Origin of the sequence: Pseudogemmobacter sonorensis (genome assembly GCF_042762395.1) — a bacterium.
Lineage (GTDB): Bacteria > Pseudomonadota > Alphaproteobacteria > Rhodobacterales > Rhodobacteraceae > Pseudogemmobacter > Pseudogemmobacter sonorensis.
The window spans coordinates 1-17,392 of the sequence record NZ_JBEFZE010000028.1 but is presented as its reverse complement, the minus strand read 5'-3'; the positions used below and the strand labels follow the sequence as shown (position 1 = coordinate 17,392).

Annotated in this window: 15 protein-coding genes and 3 pseudogenes; 10 read left to right on the top strand and 8 right to left on the bottom strand. The window is 63.9% G+C overall.

The features are described 5' to 3' along the window. Positions 1-5: 5 nt before the first annotated feature. The 3 genes from ABNX41_RS16605 to ABNX41_RS16595 are packed head-to-tail and all read right to left on the bottom strand — an operon-like array spanning position 6 to position 3,098. Complete coding sequence (locus ABNX41_RS16605) at positions 6-950, bottom strand: metallophosphoesterase (RefSeq protein WP_438670831.1); 945 nt, start codon at positions 948-950, stop codon at positions 6-8. Further along, positions 947-2,422 carry an O-antigen ligase family protein gene (locus tag ABNX41_RS16600; protein WP_438670830.1) on the bottom strand — a complete coding sequence of 492 codons (1,476 nt, stop codon included), beginning with the start codon at positions 2,420-2,422 and terminating at the stop codon, positions 947-949. The genes ABNX41_RS16605 and ABNX41_RS16600 overlap by 4 nt, the downstream gene beginning before the upstream one ends. Beyond that, positions 2,415-3,098 carry a hypothetical protein gene (locus tag ABNX41_RS16595; RefSeq protein WP_438670829.1) on the bottom strand — a complete coding sequence of 228 codons (684 nt, stop codon included), beginning with the start codon at positions 3,096-3,098 and terminating at the stop codon, positions 2,415-2,417. The genes ABNX41_RS16600 and ABNX41_RS16595 overlap by 8 nt, the downstream gene beginning before the upstream one ends. A gap of 163 nt (positions 3,099-3,261) precedes the next feature. Here ABNX41_RS16595 and ABNX41_RS16590 point away from each other — a divergent pair, with 163 nt between their 5' ends. From ABNX41_RS16590 to ABNX41_RS16580, 3 genes are all read left to right on the top strand, one after another. Continuing rightward, positions 3,262-3,792 carry a hypothetical protein gene (locus ABNX41_RS16590; protein ID WP_438670828.1) on the top strand — a complete coding sequence of 177 codons (531 nt, stop codon included), beginning with the start codon at positions 3,262-3,264 and terminating at the stop codon, positions 3,790-3,792. A gap of 317 nt (positions 3,793-4,109) precedes the next feature. After that, positions 4,110-4,625, top strand: a complete 516-nt coding sequence (locus ABNX41_RS16585; RefSeq protein WP_438670827.1) for a hypothetical protein — start codon at positions 4,110-4,112, stop codon at positions 4,623-4,625. A 213-nt stretch (positions 4,626-4,838) separates the two neighbouring features. Beyond that, positions 4,839-5,042, top strand: coding sequence for a hypothetical protein (locus tag ABNX41_RS16580; RefSeq protein WP_438670826.1), 204 nt, complete (start codon positions 4,839-4,841; stop codon positions 5,040-5,042). 45 nt (positions 5,043-5,087) lie between these two features. Here the strand turns inward: ABNX41_RS16580 and ABNX41_RS16575 are convergent, their stop codons facing one another. Then, a complete protein-coding gene (locus ABNX41_RS16575; protein ID WP_438670825.1) occupies positions 5,088-5,345 on the bottom strand; it encodes a type II toxin-antitoxin system Phd/YefM family antitoxin in 258 nt (85 codons plus the stop codon). 197 nt (positions 5,346-5,542) lie between these two features. Here ABNX41_RS16575 and ABNX41_RS16570 point away from each other — a divergent pair. The 3 genes and pseudogenes from ABNX41_RS16570 to ABNX41_RS16560 all read left to right on the top strand — a co-directional run. Beyond that, positions 5,543-5,738 (top strand): annotated as a pseudogene (locus ABNX41_RS16570) (IS110 family transposase); the annotation flags it as partial. Between the two features lie 314 nt (positions 5,739-6,052). After that, complete coding sequence (locus ABNX41_RS16565) at positions 6,053-6,379, top strand: type II toxin-antitoxin system RelE/ParE family toxin (RefSeq protein ID WP_438670824.1); 327 nt, start codon at positions 6,053-6,055, stop codon at positions 6,377-6,379. Further along, positions 6,376-6,708, top strand: a complete 333-nt coding sequence (locus ABNX41_RS16560; protein ID WP_438670823.1) for a hypothetical protein — start codon at positions 6,376-6,378, stop codon at positions 6,706-6,708. Before ABNX41_RS16565 ends, ABNX41_RS16560 begins: the two co-directional genes overlap by 4 nt. 50 nt (positions 6,709-6,758) lie before the next feature. On the opposite strand, the pseudogene ABNX41_RS16555 reads toward ABNX41_RS16560, so the two are convergent. From ABNX41_RS16555 to ABNX41_RS16545, 3 genes and pseudogenes are all read right to left on the bottom strand, one after another. Beyond that, positions 6,759-8,099: pseudogene (locus tag ABNX41_RS16555) on the bottom strand (IS5 family transposase). A gap of 138 nt (positions 8,100-8,237) precedes the next feature. Further along, a pseudogene (locus ABNX41_RS16550) lies at positions 8,238-8,360 on the bottom strand (IS66 family transposase); the annotation flags it as partial. 450 nt (positions 8,361-8,810) lie between these two features. Beyond that, positions 8,811-9,035, bottom strand: coding sequence for a hypothetical protein (locus ABNX41_RS16545; protein WP_438670822.1), 225 nt, complete (start codon positions 9,033-9,035; stop codon positions 8,811-8,813). Positions 9,036-9,352: 317 nt separating this feature from the next. On the opposite strand from ABNX41_RS16545, the gene ABNX41_RS16540 reads away from it, so the two are divergent. Continuing rightward, positions 9,353-12,937 (top strand): glycosyltransferase, encoded by a 3,585-nt coding sequence (locus tag ABNX41_RS16540; protein WP_438670821.1) that lies wholly within the window; start codon positions 9,353-9,355, stop codon positions 12,935-12,937. A 95-nt stretch (positions 12,938-13,032) separates the two neighbouring features. On the opposite strand, the gene ABNX41_RS16535 is transcribed toward ABNX41_RS16540, so the two are convergent. Continuing rightward, positions 13,033-14,148 (bottom strand): glycosyltransferase family 61 protein, encoded by a 1,116-nt coding sequence (locus ABNX41_RS16535; protein ID WP_438670820.1) that lies wholly within the window; start codon positions 14,146-14,148, stop codon positions 13,033-13,035. A gap of 274 nt (positions 14,149-14,422) precedes the next feature. On the opposite strand from ABNX41_RS16535, the gene ABNX41_RS16530 reads away from it, so the two are divergent. The 3 genes from ABNX41_RS16530 to ABNX41_RS16520 all read left to right on the top strand — a co-directional run. Beyond that, positions 14,423-15,625, top strand: coding sequence for a class I SAM-dependent methyltransferase (locus tag ABNX41_RS16530; RefSeq protein WP_438670819.1), 1,203 nt, complete (start codon positions 14,423-14,425; stop codon positions 15,623-15,625). After that, positions 15,618-16,568 (top strand): sulfotransferase family protein, encoded by a 951-nt coding sequence (locus ABNX41_RS16525; RefSeq protein ID WP_438670818.1) that lies wholly within the window; start codon positions 15,618-15,620, stop codon positions 16,566-16,568. The genes ABNX41_RS16530 and ABNX41_RS16525 overlap by 8 nt, the downstream gene beginning before the upstream one ends. Before the next feature lie 112 nt (positions 16,569-16,680). Beyond that, a partial coding sequence (locus ABNX41_RS16520) for a hypothetical protein (protein WP_438670817.1) occupies positions 16,681-17,392 on the top strand: 712 nt, incomplete at its 3' end.

The window sequence follows — 17,392 nt, the reverse complement described above, 5'->3', positions numbered from 1 at the left end:
CTTCGTTATTGTGCTGAAATGCCGGTGGAAACGATTGGCGGGCCCAAGGCGGAGGGCACGGCGGCGCCTGCCTGGACGAGAAGCTGCGCAGGATGGCCCGGAACAAGGCGGAGCGCGCTCAGTCGGCCAGTTCTCCAGGCCCCGGTGTCGACCCCGATATCCTGGGCCGAAAGATCCACCTCGTCGCGGATGACATGGCCATGGACCAGCCTGCGGGGGGGGGTGCCTTGTCCGTGGCCCTCGGTCCTGCCGGATGTCTGGCCGGGGGGCTGGCCCCAGATCAGGACGTCCGGGGGCTGGTCGGCCAGGACCCGGGCCGGGTCCTGGCCCGCATGGGCAAGCACCCAGGTCGTCTCGGCCATGGGCAGGAAGAAGCCATGGGGCAGGGCGCGCAGCCATGCCAGATGGCTTTCGGGCAGATGGGCCGCCAGCATCTGCCCCAGGCGCCGCCCTGACAGCCGCGCCAGCCCGGCCGGGTCGAGCGCCAGCCCGTAGGAGCGCAGGGTCTCGTAACCGCCATGGGTCAGCCAGTCGCCGCGCCGCTGCGGATCGGCCAGGAAAGCCAGCATCATCGCCTCGTGATTGCCACGGATCGCCAGCCGCTCGCCCCAGGGCAACGGGCGCAGGATGTCGTCGATCAGCCCGGCCACATCCGGCCCGCGGTCGATCATGTCGCCCAGCAGGACGATGCGGGGCCTGCCGGGGAAGGCGGCGGCATCGGCGCGGATCACCTCCTCCAGCCCGGCCAGCAGGCTGCGGCAGCCATGGATGTCGCCGACCGCATAGACCGGCCCGGCATCGGGATCGAGCGGCGCCAGCGCGACGCCCTCGCCGCCCCGCCCGAAAAGTCGGCGTCCGAGAAGGGGGGAGCCGAAAAACCGCTTCCACAGAAGCCGTCGCCATGGGTTGGTCTGTCCCCCCGGGACAGGCGGATGGCCCGGACCGCTCATGGCCTGTCCGCCTCCGGCCGGGGCGGAAGGGCCAATCTGGCGCCCGGCCCGGCCTCCGGCGAGGCCGGGGTTGGTGGCAGGGGCGGGGGCTCGGCGGGGCGGGACCGCCGGGCCAGGCCCATGCCGAGGATCACCACGAAGACGAAGACATTGGCCGGAATCTCCAGGCTGAAATCCGCCAGGGAATGCACAGCCGCCAGCACCAGCGCCCCCAGCCCGGCGGCGGCGGCGGCGGGGAAATCCTCGCCCGCGCGCAGCCGGTGCCAGAGCAGGATGCCGCAGACCGCCAGAAGGACCGGCGGGATCGACCCCACGACCAACCCCAGCTCGGCCCAAAGCGCCAGATAGCTGTTATGGGCCAGGTCGTAATGCACCCCGGTGTTCAGGGGCGGCGCGCGGAAGGCCTCATAGGCGGGGCCGAAGGCATCGAAGCCGAAGCCGGTCAGGGGCCGCACCGCGATCATGCCGAGGATCTGGCGATAAAGCGTCAGCCGCTCGTCCCCGCTGCGCTCGACCAGAAGCAGCCGCTCGCTCAGCCCGTCCTGGCCCAGAAGCAGCAAGAGCGCGGCGGCGGCAAGGCAGGCCCCGAACAGGATCAGCCCGGTCCGCGGGCTCAGCCGCCGATGGGCCAGCAGCAGCGAGAGCGTGGTAACCGCCAGCCCGGCCAGCGCCGCGAGGCTGCCGAGCCGCGACTGGGTCGCGACAAGGGCAAGCGCGATCAGAAGCATCGAGACCAGCACGAGGGCGCTCCCGGCGCCGAGCCTTTCGGCCAGCCCCGGCAGGCGCGACTGCCGCTGCGCCGGCTGGCCGAGGCGGCGCCCCAGCAGGGTGGCGCCCAGGACCAGCCCGAAGCCCAGGAAGGTTGCCAGCGAATTGCGGTTGACGAAACTGCCCGTCGCCGCCCCCTGGTAGCTTTGCTTCTCGCCGAAGAGCGCGATGTCGCCAAGAAGCTGCAAGGCCGCCAGGGCCCATATGGCCTGAAGCGTGATGCCGATGAAAAGGATCCAGCTCATCCGCAGCATCCTGTCGCGCCGGGTGGTGACCTCGATCACCAGCGCCAGCAGGATCAGCCAGGCGGTGAAGCGCACGGCCCCCAGCCAGCTTGCCCCGGGCAGGACCGAGATCGCCTGACCGCGCAGCTCCTCCATCCCTGGGCGCATCCGGGTCAGGACATCGGGCAGCCCCCCCGCCAGCGGCAGCGACTGCAGCACGGCGAAGGCGGGCACCAGCAGGGCCAGGCCCAGAAGCGGCAGGAAACCCGCCATGCGCAAGGGGCGCCGCGGCGCGATCCGGCCCGCGCGCCACAGCCACCAGCCCGCCAGCGCGGCGATCAGCCCCGACCAGAGCAGCCACAGGCTGGGCCGGGCGCTGGCCACCGGCACCGCGCTCAGCACCGCCATCACGGCGATCAGCACGGCGATGCGGTCGTTCAGCCGTCCCATCCGGCTTTGGCGGCGTTGCGTTTCAGCCATCGGAGGCCCCGCTCCGCAGGATTTGCAGGAAGGCGCGCTGTTCCTCGGGGGGGCGGGTCTCGGCGGCGGCCAGGATCACGTCGCGCAGGCTTTCCTCGCGCAGCCAGATCCCGGCCAGCAGCTCCCGCCCCCAGATCGAGCGCAGGCCGTTCGCCGCATCCTCGCCGATGGCCCGCGTCAGGGCATCGGGCAGATCCGCGCCCGTCGCCGCCAGGCGTTCGGCCGCCAGAAGCCGCGTGCCGAGCGGCCAGGGTTCGAAAGGCGCGGCGGCCTGGGCCAGCCGATAGTCCCCGGCGCTGATCTGCGGCGTCGCGATCAGCGCCATGGCCCGGGCCCGGGCCGAGGCGGGGCTGCGCGCCAGCACCGCCCTGGCTATGGCCGCGCAGCGGGCCGAAACCTCTTGCTGGAGTGATTCGTTCAGCCGCAGCGCAGCATTGCGGGGAATGACATATGCACAATGCATGAGCAGTTCGCGCAGCGAGCGTGCGGTTTGCGGGGCCGATTCCGGGTCGAACTGGCGCATGTCCAGCAGCGTTTCGGTATAAGATCCGCGCAGAAAAACCGCCGCCCGGTATTCCCGCAGGAAGCCCGCCCCCGCCGCAACCAGAACCAGAAAACAGATCGTGATAGAGCAAGCCGTTATATACGAATGACTTTTTTTGTCCCGACGTTTCATGCCGCGCATCTCTGCCGCCTCAATTTGCAGTCCTACCATCGAATGTCGCGTTGACACAGCGTCAATCGGACAATCCACCGGAACGTTCGGCAAGGCTTATAGGATTTGCATGATAACGGTTTGCAAGATAATGTCTGACCATCTTGCGAGGCCACGGTTTTGAATGGCCAGAGTGCAATTGACTGGTGATTTTACTCATATCTTAGGAGAAAGCGAACAGATGCCTGCCTTCTTTGATTTTCGCGCGGTGGCCATCGCAGCAGCCTTCGCATTCACCGCGCCGGGCCTTGGTTCGGCTCAGGATGTGTCGGGCCTGAGCGAGGCGCAAGTCGCACAGATTCAGGCCGCCTGTTCCGGTGGAAGCTCGGATGCCTGTGTTGCGGTGGTGCAAGCCATCATCGCGGCTGCACCGCCTGCCCAGGTCGCATCCGTCCTGTCTGCGGTCGCGGCCGAATTGACCCAGGTCTCCAATAGCGTGATCGGCACCCCGGCGGCTGTGGCTGTCCAGGCTGCGGTCAGCCAGGCCCTCTCGACCGTCGCCAGCACGGCCCGGACGAACGGCCTGACCGGGCTGGCAACGACCGTGACCAACCTGGCCAGCGCCATCTCGGCCGGTGAGGCCGTGTCCTATGAGGCGGTCGCCTCTGCGGTCGAGGCGCCGGCGGCGCCGGCGGTCGACGCCAGCGGGACCTGATCCTTCGCCACGGCTTTCCCGTTCCGAGAGCACCGAACGAATTCCATGACAGACGCGCCGGGGACAGCCCCGGCGCGTTTTTTCGTTGCCCCGTCTCGTTGTGGCCCCCGGGGCGCGGCCCTGGGCGGCTGAAATGCCGTGATTGAGACAAGTCGCGGCGGTTCGCCATTGTGCTGGCGCAGTCCGGCCATAAAGCCGCCGCCGCGACGGTGTTCCCTTCCCCGACCTATCGAGCTTCCACCGCGCGGGCATCTGCCTTGACCTGCTGCGCGCCTGGGGGCGCGAGGGTTTCGCTTCGGTGACAGGGAAGGTGTTCCATGTTCAGAGTTCCGGTATCCCGTGATGCTCATGCGATCGGCAAGTCGCCGTCCCCGTCGGCCTGGGGGCCTGCCGTCCGCCGCGGGTTGCGGCGCGCGGTTCTCGCCGCCTGCGTGGTCTTGCCCCTGGGGGCGCCACCCGCCCCGGCCTTCGTCGTGCGCCACGATCTGGGCGGCGGTGTCGAGGAACGGATCCGCAGCGTTGAGCGGCTGCGTGCCCAGGGCACGCGGATCCGCATCGAAGGCATCTGCATTTCCGCCTGCACGCTTTATCTCGGCCTGCCGCAAACCTGTGTCAGCCCTTCGGCCCGGCTGGGTTTCCATGGGCCGAGTTCGAGCCTGCCGGGCCTGCCGTTGCCACGAAGCGAATTCGAGCGCGTCAGCCAGACCATGGCCAGCTATTATCCGGCCGCGATGCGCCGTTGGTTCATGTCCGAGGCGCGGATGATCACCCGGGACTATTATCTGATCTCGGGGCATGATGCGATCGCCCTGGGAGCCAAGAGCTGCGACTGAAGCGTCGCAACCGCGCAAAACCCCGCCATTGGCAAGGGACGCTGACCCTCACCTCGGGCGATGCGGTCATATCCCTGACCATTGATGGCGGGTCGATCCTGCCCTCGCACAACCCCGATGCCTGGAACACTGGTGTAGCGATCCTGTTTGGCAGCACCCCCTACACCATGGTGCTTGGCGATATGACCGCGACCGTGGCCGTTGAGTGCAAGCATGATCCAGCTTTCGGTATGGCTGTCGAGTTTGATCCGCCTGGCTTCGATCTGGGGAACGGCGATGGCGGCGCGGCCTGCCTGCGGGGGCTGGGTGGTGATCGCCACGATGAACAGGATCGTTTCGCCTTCCCGGCTTGCCGTGGTGATGGCGACGCAGACCGGGCGAGATTTCCGGCCCTCCGTTTCCCCGGCGAGTTACTGACGCTTCCACAGGAACGGATACCTGAACACGTCCCCAGCGAGGGGCTTACTCGTCTTCTTCACCAGCCAGATCCTCCTTCAGCGCCGCGATCATCATGGCTTTGAGATCGGCGGGCATGTCGTCCAGTGTGTGGGCCTGCTGGCTGCTCTGGCCGGTGATCTGTTCGTAGCGGCCAATGCTCATCAGCACGAACTTGGGCTTGCGGTGCTTGGTGATCGCGACCGGCGACCGAATGGCTGCCTCGAACAGCCCGGGCGTGTTCCGGGTCAGATCGGCGGCCTTGAACTCTGGCAGGTTGGGCATGATGCACCTCCTTTTCCTGTAATGTGCAGATATTCAGCAAGTGGAAAGGGTCGCCCGCGAAGGGTAGCAAGCCGCTGGTGCGGGCAGGGCGTTAAGCACAGTCACCACCTCGCTTTCTCGCGCGCGGCGATCAATATCGGCGTCCAGTGCACCGATCTGCCGGTCAAGCTCGGCGAGCATCCCCGCCAGCACGTCCAGAGAAGCTGCGGCGCGCACAGGTGTTGGATTTTTGCGATGTTGCAGCCTCGCGTCGTGGCGATGGAGGCCTGTGGAGGTGCGCATTTCTGGGGTCGGGAGCTGGCCAAGCTTGGCCATGACGTCAGGCTCATTCCGCCCGCTTACGTGAAGCCTTTTGTCAAACGTAAGAAGAATGATGCGGCGGATGCCGAGGCGAGGGGGTCGCCTTCATTTCACAGGGGACCGCCTTTGGCAATCGTTGATGGCGCGTCTGCGGTGCAGATCGCGGCTTCGGCCATCATGGCCGAACCTGACTGCCACGGGGGCAGTCACCGAGGGAAGAAGTAGGCGGGGGCAGTCACCGAGGGAAGAAGTAGGCAGGAAATGTAATTTGTATTCGTCGCCCCCATCTACGGCCTTAACCCCCCTTTGAATATTGACGAAAAAATGTGTGCCTGTGGTCGATATGGCGAAGAACGCTCGAACGGTCATGAGCTTGATTTTTGTAACCCGATGGGCTACATTAACTCATGCAGTCAGTAGCAAAAACACCGATCTTCACCCGGCAGATGGAGAAGCGTGAGCTGATCGACTTTCTGGCAGAGAACCCGCTGTCTGGCGATGAAATCCCCGGTACGGGTGGGGTGCGCAAGGTCTGCTTCGCGGCCTCAGGCCGTGGCAAACGCGGCGGGGCGCGGGCGATCTACTACTATCTGGACGAGACCATGCCGCTCTACGCGCTTCTGGCCTATGCCAAAAACGCGCAAGACAACATGACCCCGGATGAAAAACGCATCGTGGCATCCCTCGCAGCCGCTCTTAAGGCCGAGTGGAAGGACAGGAAGGAACAGAAATGAACAGCTTTGGCGACGATCTGATCCAAGCAATGGGCGAAGCTCTGGCCCATGCGAAGAGTGAAGGCCCTGCAATCCTGCACACGCCTGTCGATCCGCACGAAGTCAGGACGCGGGCAAAGCTGACACAGGCCCAAATGGCTCCGCTGATGGGCATGAGCCTGTCAGGATACCGCAAAGTGGGAACAAGGACAGCGACGCGTTTCCGGACCAGCTGCGGCTCTGCTGCGGGTAATCGAGCGGGAACCGGCGGCAGTTCAGCGGGCCTTGGCGGGCTGGCGGAAGGGTTGAAGCGCATGGCTTCAGTTCACAGAGCTGTCTCTGTGAACTGAAATATAAGTGTTGCTGTGACCCCCTTCTTCGTCGGTTCTGAACAAGGTCCTCATGCGGCACTGAGCATGCGAAGTCGTCGGCCATTGGGGGCGCTGATCGTCAGGATGAGACGCGTGACGAGAGCGCAAAGAGGCCTGATATGGGCGAGGATCTTGCGGATGTTGTGGCCGCAGGCGCAGAGCACGGCGAGGAGCGCATCGCCGTCCCTGCTCTTCAGGGGGCATCTGGCCGGTCGCCCGTCTGATTTCATGTGGCCGATCTCTGGTTCGATGGCGCTTCGTCGTTTGAGGAGCTTCGCCAGAACCGGGGTAAGGCCGCGCCGCTGGCCGCTGATCAGGACGCGGTAGGTCTCGACGCCATGGCCGCGATAACCGCAGTCGACCACGGCAAGATCGGGCCTCGTGCCGGTCAGGATCCCGACCTGCTCCAGCGCCGGTGCCAGGGTGTGGCCATCATAGGGATTGCCCGCAAAGCTGCGGGTGCCGACGACAAAGCCACCATCGAGGGTGGTGGCGAGGCTGACCTTGGTGCCGAATTCGTATCGCACCCGGGCCTTGCCCTTGGAGATGCCGTCGGCCTCGGGTTCGTGCAGGGAATAGATCTTGTCGCGTCTCTTCGGCGCTTGCTCCAGCAGGCGACCGACCAGCCAGAAGCGCCTCCAGAACCTGATCCCGCAGGGGGCCTGCGGGAATATCCTGTAGGTATCTGCGCGGGTCACGGCGCACCCGCCCGGTGTAACCCTTGAGTGTTCTCAGAGCTTTACGCATGCGATGGAACTGGCGGGTATGGGCGCAGCGGCCAACCTGGACCGCGAGCCGCGGCGCGAGGCGGGCGTAGCTCTGGCGCAACTCGATCCCGGCCTTCTTCGCCAGACCGGCCAGCAGGGCACGCACCCGCTCGTAAAGCCGGGCATCCGTCGGATGCGCGATGTTCTTCTCCATCACGCTGGTATCGATGACTACCTGCTTCAGGCTGCTGTCTGTGATCGTCCCGGATGCGCTCCGCTTCGATCGCCTTGGTCAGCAGCCATTCGACACCCTCTTCGCCAATCCACTTGCGCCAGCGCACCAGCGAAGACGGATCGATCGGCAAACGGTGTTGAAAAACGTCTCTCCGGTGAAGTGCTGGAGGGGTTCTCGACCCAGCGAGCGACCACCGCCTCGTCCGACAGGTTGAAAGCGTGCTGCAGATAGATCAGACCGGCGACCAGACGCGGCGATGTCGCCGGGCGCCCTGTCGCCGAGGGGAAGAACTCGGCCCATTACCGCTCGAAGAACTCCCAGTCGATCAGCGCCGCCAGCGTCACCAGTTCGTGCCGGGCGTCGATCATGTCGACCAACCGGGGGCGCATAAGATCATCCTGTTCGCGGACGCGGGAATGCGGCTTCATCGGCGATCCGAAATTGAAGGGTTTCTGCGCCCAGATTACGAAATCTTGCGATACAACGCCAACAAAACCGACGGATATTCAAATAATATCAATGTGTTCAGCGCTATTCAGAGCCGACTAATTCGTCCATCTGATGCTAGGGTCGTCCCCGCCCCATGGCTGGTCATCGCGGGACACCGCCCAGAGATATCCGGTCTTAGTCGCGCCGAGCCCCGGATCCAGCACCGGGGCGGTGGCTTCGTCCATGAACAGCTTGCCGGATCGTTTCCGGGAGGCGCTTCATGCAGGGCCTTTCCCGTTGATGCGAAGCATCGCTGCACAGTTCTGGCGCGCTCAGCATGACGAGAGCGTCCGCCGGATCGCCGAGAAAGCTGGGAAACAACGCCAGTCTCACAAATACCGACTCACCCAATCTCATCAATACCGCTTTGGAATCTCATGAACCCCGGTCATCCGACACAGGCCTGTCCGATTGCCGCGCCCTTTGGTCTTCTGCTAGCAACATCCGATAATTCAACATTATCGGATGTTATATGCAGATGACAGGCACGGCGCTTATTTGCGAAAAATGTAGAATAATGCGCCGATATTTATCGACCTATCGATATGTTTCGTACCCCCAAATCTCCTGTCGCCCCGTCTCAAGGCCGCTGCGACACTCTCCACCGAACCCCGTGGGGCGGGGCGTAACGACATTGAACTGGCAGTCTTTCACCGGCGCTGCTTGATCCCATCGCGCAAAATGGCGCAGCATAGCTGCTTGATACTCTCGCGCGGTGCTCGCGGGGGATGATCCGGTCCGGCGCACGGGACAGCAAACGCCGTCACGCCGAAGCCGCTGAGGCAAAAATGAACCGCTTCGATGCGCTCTGCACCGACGAGATCGGGCTCGTGGCGTGAAATCAAAAGGGAAAGGGATGCATCAGATCGGGCCATGACCTCCCGATGCGGTCCCGCCTTGGCGCGTCGATGCCGTTCGGGGCAACGACAGCACCAACCGCCGACGGGCGCCTTCGACAGACTCAGAGGGTTCCCGCCGAACGAGGTTTTGGGGCCTGACATTCCCGCATCAGATCAAGTATTCGGGAGCGATCACACCTGTCCTCACCCGGTTCGGTAGCAAAACTATGGAATTTCTTCTCGCCGCTGAGGCGATCCGCGAAGCCTTCTCGCATTATTCTCGTGCGGCCAGCTCGCCAGGGCAGCAGCCTGGCGGCCCATCCCGGCAGGCATCGACGGGTGAGACCGGGCAGGTGAGGCAGATCCTGTCGCTTTACGACCGATTGGCCGCATTGCACCTGGAAACCGGGGCCGACGGCAGCCATCCCATGGGGAAGGCCGAGGCTTTGGCGCCGAAGACCTGGTTCTACGGCAATGCGTCAGACTTTCGTGCCGGTATGTTCGAGAAGTTGCCGGACATCACCGGCCGCCGCCAGCTTGAGGGCGGGATGCGGTTGACCGGAAAACCGGAGCGGCGAGAGGGGCCGCTGGTCTCGATCGTGACGGCGGTGTGGAACAATGCCGTCACGCTGCAACGCTGCATCGATTCCGTGCGGGCGCAAAGCTGGGGCAATATCGAACATATCATCATCGACGGCGGCAGCGACGAACCCACGCTGGATGTCATCCGGGCCAATGCCGACCACCTGGCCTATTTCGTGTCGGAGCCGGATGGCGGCATCTATTCGGCGATGAACAAGGGCATTGCCGCGGCGCAGGGCGACTATATCTGCCTGCTGAATTCGGACGACATGTATGATCCCGAATTCGTCAGCCGCACCCTGGCCCGGGCGCAGGAGGCCGGGGGCGAGGTCATCGTCCATACCGATTATTTCGCGGACAAGACGCCCTTGCCGACGATGCCGATCAACGAGGGCATCCTGTTCGGCCATCTGCATATCTGCCACAATACGTTTCTTGCGCCCAGGGCATGCTATGATCGTGTCGGCCCTTATGACGAAGGCTACAGGATCGTAAGCGATGCGGTCTGGATGCGGCGGGCCTTCTTGATGGGAGAGCCCTTCCTGCCGCTGGCGCAGCCGCTGTTCACCCTGTCGTCCGGCGGGCTGTCGTCCGGCACCAGTGAGGCCCATCGCAAGCTTTTCATCGGCGAGGTGGTCCGCAGCTACCGGCAGCTTTTCCCCGGGATCACCGAGGCGGATGCCGAGGCAATCTACATGTTCCGGTTCAACAAGGCCAGGACCGCGGCGCTGCATGATGTTGCGATGAAATATCATGATCAACCTGCCGTCCTTGGTGCCCTGCGCCGCTATGCCGAACATTGCATGCGCGACCGCGGCAATTTCCGCCTCAAGGCGGCGGAAGCGGTGACGGTCTTCCCGGATTTCATCCGCCTGGCCGATCTTCTGCATATGGACCGCCGCTGCTTTCAGATCGAAACCAAGGCCGGGCCGCTTTCCGAGATTCTCGGCCGGATCGAGGCGATCCTCTCTCGCCGCAAGCCATCGGCCCGCAAGACGATCCTGCATTTCATCACGGTGTTTTCCGCGCCGTCGGAAACCTTCGTCTATGATCTTCTGAGCCGACTGGAGGCTGAGCCGGATCTGGACAGTTTCATCCTGTTCGAACATGCGCAACTGCGCGAGGAACGGCCTTTCGACAAGGCGATCCAGGTGTTCTGGAACGATTTCCCGGAAATCATCGCAGGCCAGATCTACAAACATATCGTCGAGCGCCTGAAGCCGGATCTTGTGATCGGCCATTTCGCACTCAACGAATGGAAATGGGCCCAACGCTCCCGCAGTCTCGGGATCGAGATTCCCACGATCAGCATGTGCCACGGGATCGACGCTTTCTCGCTGCGCGACAAGCAGGACTACCGCCAGCACGTCGTGGAACGGTTTTCCAGACGACCTGACACCGCCTTTACTGCCGTTTCCGGTTACCTGCGGCAGGAACTATTGGCCAATGGCGTGCCCGAAAGCCGCATCCAACTGCTGCACAACGTGGTCAATGACCGTTTCTTCGCGCATCGCAAGACTGGCGGTTATTATGACCACAGCCGGACACTGAAGCTGCTCTCGATCGGGCGTCTGATCGATTGGAAGGGCCATCGCTTCCTGATCGACGCGCTCGACCGCTTTCGCAAGACCTGCACGCCGGATGTGCATCTGACCATCGTCTATGGCAACGGTGCCGACGAGTTGGAAAGCCTGAAGGCCCAGGTTTCATCGCTGGGTCTGGGCGCGCATGTTTCCTTCGTTCCCTTTGTCGATTTCAGTGCCGAGCCCGGCTTCATGGCGGGCTTCGACCTGTTCGTGCATCCATCGACCTACAGCAGCGGCCCAGTGGTCAAGTCCGAAACTTTCGGGGTTGCGCTGCTCGAGGCGATTGCGGCCGGTCTGCCGGTGATCACCACGGATGCCGGCGGCCTGCCCGAGGTGATCGGCGACGAGAAGCGGTTCGCCCGCATCGTTCCCCATGCCGATGCCGGCGCGCTTGCCGGGGCGCTGGCTGACATGTGGCGCGACGGCTCTACCTTTGCCGACAACCGGGCCTATGCCGAAGAGCGGCTGGAGCGATTTTCGGCCGACGCGCAGATGGCGGGGTTGCGTGCGCTGATCGACAAGGTGACGGCCCCCCGGATCCGGGCGGCGCTGTTTTCCTCCTCGACAATCCAGGGGGCGGGTTACGCGGCGTTCCGGGTCCACCGGGGTCTGCGGGAGACCACGGTCGTCCCACATATGTTCACCACTGTCCGCAACCATGAAAGTGAACCCGATGTCACCGTGATCAGGCATCCGTCGGGCGACAATGCCAACTGGCGCCGCCTGCAAGGGCCGCCGAAGCCCGGGCTGACGATCTTCACCATCAATGACGATCACATCCCGAATGCCGACCTCCTGCGCATGGTCGAACCCTATGACGTGATCAACCTGCACTGGCATGCGCGCTTTCTCTCGCTGGAAAACATCGCGGCGCTGACCCGCAGCGGCAAACCCGTGGTCATGACGATCCGCGACATGATGCCGATCACGGGGGGGTGCCATTTCTTCCATGGCTGCGACCGTTGGCGGCAGGATTGCCGCAACTGTTCCCAGCTTGCGCCCGACCATGCGGATTACCCGTCGACCGTGCTGGCGATGAAACGGGCCTGCTACGATTTTTCCAATCTGACGCTGGTGGCGATCTCGAACCATTCCAGCCGCATTCTGGCCCAGGCGCCGCTGTTCCGGGACTGCCGGATCGAGGTCATCCCGAATTCGATCGAGACCGATGTCTTCCGTCCCTATGACCGTATGGCCCGGCGCAAGGAATTCGGCCTGCCCCTCGATCGCAAGATCATCGGCTATGTTCCCTCCTTTTCCAGCGAGGTGAAGGGCTACAGGGAAATCGTCGCGGCGATGAAGCTGCTCGACACGAAGGCCATGGGCGGCGATCCCTTCGTCATGCTGGTCGGGAACGAGACCCCGGCCACGGCCTCCATCCCTTTCGACAAGAAGGCGCTTGGGTATATTTCGGACAACAACAAGCTTGCCCGGGCCTACTCCTGCGCCGATGTGGTGGTCGTGCCCTCGCTCGAGGAAACCTTCTCCAATACGGCGGCCGAGGCGATCGCTTGCGGGGTGCCGGTGGTCGGCTTCAAGACGGGTGCGATCCCGGATCTCGCGGTCGACGGCAAGACGGGCTACACGTTCGAGGTCGGCGATGTGCCGGGTCTGGCGCGCGGCATTGCCCAGGTGCTGACGGGCCGGAGCATGAAGGCCGCCTGCCGGGCCCATGCCGAAGAGATGCTGGCCTTCCCGACCCAGGCCCGGCGTTACGAGGCCCTGTTCCGGGAACTCGCGGCGAAGACGGGCGGTCTTCGCAGGGATTGACCGGAGTTATTATAGGCGTTTGTTCTTATGGTTTGATGCCCAGAATATGCATGCTTGGGCGTTAGCACCCTCTACACCAACCATCGAAACACCCCTCACTCAACCGCGGCCGTTACTTTGCTTACGTCAATCAGCCAGCCATTTTCTTGAGAGGTTCCAAAAAGTGCAGCGTATTGCAGCTTATAGTATTTGGAGATCGCGCAAAATGCGGCAGTGCCGACGTTAGGGTCAAAAATCTCGACAACTCTTGTGCCTGCCCGGCAGCAGAAGAGTGATGTTAGTCCAGCCCCATGCGGAGCCACAATAATATCCGCGCCAGAGAAGATATCGATTTGCTTTTCCGGGCTCAATTCGCTAAGAACAACAACTTCAAAACCCAATCGTTTCAGCGCATCTTCCAATTCACCCTCATTCAATAGAGGTCGAGCTGTTGCATCTTTTCTAGAGATATACAATTTTCCGACAGACGATGGCCGACCTGCCGGAATTTTTGCGCGAATAGTGGACATAATGGTATGATCGCAGAAATGTGCGGGATGAGAAAGATGTTTGAAAGAGTCTCTAGATAAAATTAATTCGTCAAAGTAATATGATTCTTCACGCGCCAACTGACTTGAAAACGGAATTACACTTTTTCTTATATATTGATTGTATGGCCGATTGGATCGCGTAATGAATACTTCACTTTCATGGGAGATTTCATCGTGGACTGCAAGAATACCTCGGCCGATATGGTCGTAAGTGTAGTGGCAAATATTGTCACAAGAAAACCTATCAGATGAGAAATACCCCCTTCCATACCTTGCGCCAATATTCCTTTTCCCCTCAAAATTCCACCTCGGAAGAGCCGTAGAATACCTTGATATCCCATCTGCATGTTCAAGAATGTATCCAGAACCTAACGGGGTAATTATGGCATTTCTAAATAAATGATACTGGCGCTCGTTTGTTCTTCCTTGCTTCATTCCAAGAAGTGAAATTTTTGTCCCTGCAAACAAGGCTATCTCATTTTCGAAATTCACGTCTCTAGGAGAAAATTTTCCAATAAGATTTGGCTCCTCATCTGATACTTTCCATCCTGAAAAATGCGGGAATTCTCTTAGAACAATCTCGTCTGAAAGCGCAGCCCTGATCCAGTTGGGATCCGTAGGGGGGGGAGAGAAATATGACGCGCTACATGCCTGTAATGTATGCCATTTTCCATAGAACAAACTCCGCTCAGCCAGCTTTCGCCCCTATAACACCAGGTCTGACTTAGAGCCAGTAGAAGATCAGCGGACAAAGCACGATATCCATCGCAAAAACCGTATTCACACCCAATGGTGGCGCCGACGCCGGGGCCGTGCATCCAGTGACTGTCCAGCGCCATGCCCTTCCCGCCGCGCGGTTCTCGAAAGCGCTGGTGCCGACGGCGGAGGCCATTATGATGCACGGGCCCCGGCGCCCCAGCGGCCCCGGGGCCCAGCGAATCCGGGACGATGCCTGATGCCTTTGCGCAAACCTTTCGACCATGCCGCCACAACGATCGTGATCGGGGCGGGCGGTGCCCATGATGCCCCGGCGGGCTCCGGCCAGCGGCTTGTCCTGGTCGAGCCGGACCCGGAGCTTGTGGCGCTTTTGCGCAGGCAGCACGAAGGGGCGGCGAATGTCACGATCCTGGCCGCGGCGGTCGGCGCGGCCGATGACCGCCAGGAACTGCGCCGGTTCAGCCTGGCGCGGCTGAACGGGATCCAGGCCCCGGATCGCCTGACCGAGCTGATGCCGGGGGTGCGCCCGCTGCCCGGCCTGAGGGTCGATGGGATCACGGTCGGGACCCTGCTGCGCGAGTTGGGGAATCCGAAGGGCCCGCTGCATCTGGTGATCGACGCGCCCGGCAGCGAGCAGGACATTCTTGACGGCTGGAAGCAGGCCGATGCGCTTGGCCTTGTGGGTTCCATCGAACTGCACGCCCCGGCCGAACCGCTTTATGCCGCGTCTCCCGGCATGTCCGCCCTGTCGGACTGGCTGGGGCAAGAGGGCTTCGGGATCTGCGGGGCGGACCGGACCGATCCCGACTGGCCGGTGCTGTGGTTCCTGCCGGAAACCGCATTCGGGGTGCGGGACCAGCTTGCCACGCTGGCCGCCGAACGCGATACCGCCGAGACAGCCCGCCAGGCCGCAGTCCAGAAGCTCGACGAAACCCAGGTCGACCTCGCGGCGGCAACCGCCGAACGCGACGCGGCGGTCCGGCAGTTGGACGAAGCCCGCGCCGGTCTGGCGACGGCGACCGCCGGGCGCGATACCGCCGAGACGGCCCGCCAGGCCGCGATCCAGAAGCTCGACGACACCCAGGCCCGCCTCGCAGCGGTGACCGCCGAACGCGACACCGCCGAAACGGCCCGCAAGAGCGCGCTCCAGAAGCTTGAGGAGGGCGGGCGGGATCTGAGCCTTCAGATGCGTCTTCAGGCGATGGCGCAACTCGATCTCGACGATTTGCGCCGCAGCCTCGCCCAAAGCGAGGCCCGCCGCCGCGAGATCGAGGATCTGCTGCGCAAGCTGACCCCCCATCTGCAGGTGGCGGCCGAGGAATTGCACCGCCTGCAGCTTGTGGCCCCGCAGGCGGATGCGGCCCCGGCGACCGCGCAGGTCGCGGCGCAGGACCCGGAGCGGCCAGTCGCCAAGGCCCGGCGTCGGAGCCGCAATGGCTGATCCCCGCTCTCCGCTTGCGCCCCTGCTGCATCAGGTCGAACAGGCGCTGGATCTTCTGGACGGGTTTCGCAGCCCCGCCCTTGCGGCCCTGCCCGCCGAGCCGCTGCCCAGCCTGGCCGAGCAATGCAGTCGGCTGGCGGCCCGGCCCGAGGCGGGTCCCCCGCCGCTGCGCATGATTCACCACATGGCCTGCACCGGCGGGACGCTGATCTCGAAGGCGCTGGCCGTCCTGCCCAATGTGGTCCTGCTGAGCGAGATCGACCCGCTCAGCACCCTGCGCGGCAACCCGGGCAGCAAGGCGCCGTTCGCGCCGTCGGATCTGATCCTTGCCATGCGCCATGCGCCACGGCCCGTGCCCGAGGACGTGCTTGTGGCCACGTTCCGGGCCGGCACCCTCGCCGCGCATGGCGTGCTGGCGGAAAAGGGCATGCGGATGGTCATCCGCGACCATTCGCATTCGCATTTCTGCACCGGGGTCGATCCTGCGGCGCGGGCTTCGCTGCGCGAGATGCTGGCGGGTGAACTCCCGCTGCTTTCGGCCGTGACCGTGCGGCATCCGCTGGAATCCTTCCTGTCTCTGGGCAACAACCGCTGGACCCATTTCAGCCCCTTCACCCTTGAAGAATATAGCCAGCGCTATTCGGCCTTCCTCGACCGGCATGCCGGGCTTGACATCCTGCGCTACGAGGAATTCGTCCTTGCGCCCGAGGCGACGCTGCGCCGCCTGTGCGACATCCTGGCGCTGCCGTTCCATCCGGCGGCGCTGGACCTGCTGTCCGCCGCCCGGCTGACGGGCGACAGCGGGCGCAGCAGCCCCGTCGTCGGGCCGCGGCCGCAAAAGGCCGTGCCCGAGGAGATGCTGCCGGATTGCCGGGGCGCCGCCTATGTCGGGTTGTGCGGGCGGCTGGGATACGATCCCCTGCCGGATGGGGCCGCCGCATGAAGAGGGGGTCATCACATGAAAAGGCGCGTCCGGGGCGTTCCGGCTGGAAAACCGCAGGCCGATATGATTATCGGAGGGCCCGATCCACGATCCAGCAACGGCAGGCAGCCCGATGAGTGTTGAGACGTCCTTCGTCGGCCTTCGCCTCGTTCCGGGGGATCCGGCGATCACGCCGGAGATGCTGGCCGGGGTGCGGGACATGTTCGGGGGGCGCCCCCTGACGGCCGCCACGCCTGAGGCCGCCCTGGAGGCGGGGGGCACGGCCCTTGTGCTGCTGCGCGATCCGGCCCAGGTCCTAGCGACGGCCCTGCTGTCCGCGCCGGGGGCAGAGGCGGCGCTGCATGACTGGCGGCAATGGGCGCAGGCCCTGTTGCGTCGGCGCAGGCAGGACCGGGGCCGGATGCATCTTGTCGATATCGACCTGCTGGCGGATCCCGAGACCGGGGGCCCCGATGCCGCGGCGCTTGGCAGGCTTGGCGCGCTGGTCGGCATGGCGATCCTCCGGGCCCCGGCGGTGCCGATGCCTGGGCGGGCCCCCGATCCGGTGCTGGCCCTGGCCGAGGGTCTTCTGGCCCGCGACCGGCAGGATGCGCTTCTGGTCGCGGAACTGGAGGCCGAGACCCATCGTCCCGCCCGCGAGGCGGACCCGTTCGAGCGGGTGGACCGCGCCCTCTCGGCGCTGCGGCTGGCCGAGCGCGAGCGCGGGCTGCAACGCGAGACCATGGGGTTGCAGGTCAGCGAGATCGAGCGGCAGGCCCGTGGGCTTGTCGCCGCGAAGACGGAAGCACAGGCGCAGGCCGCCCGTTTCGCGGCGCTGGAGGAGG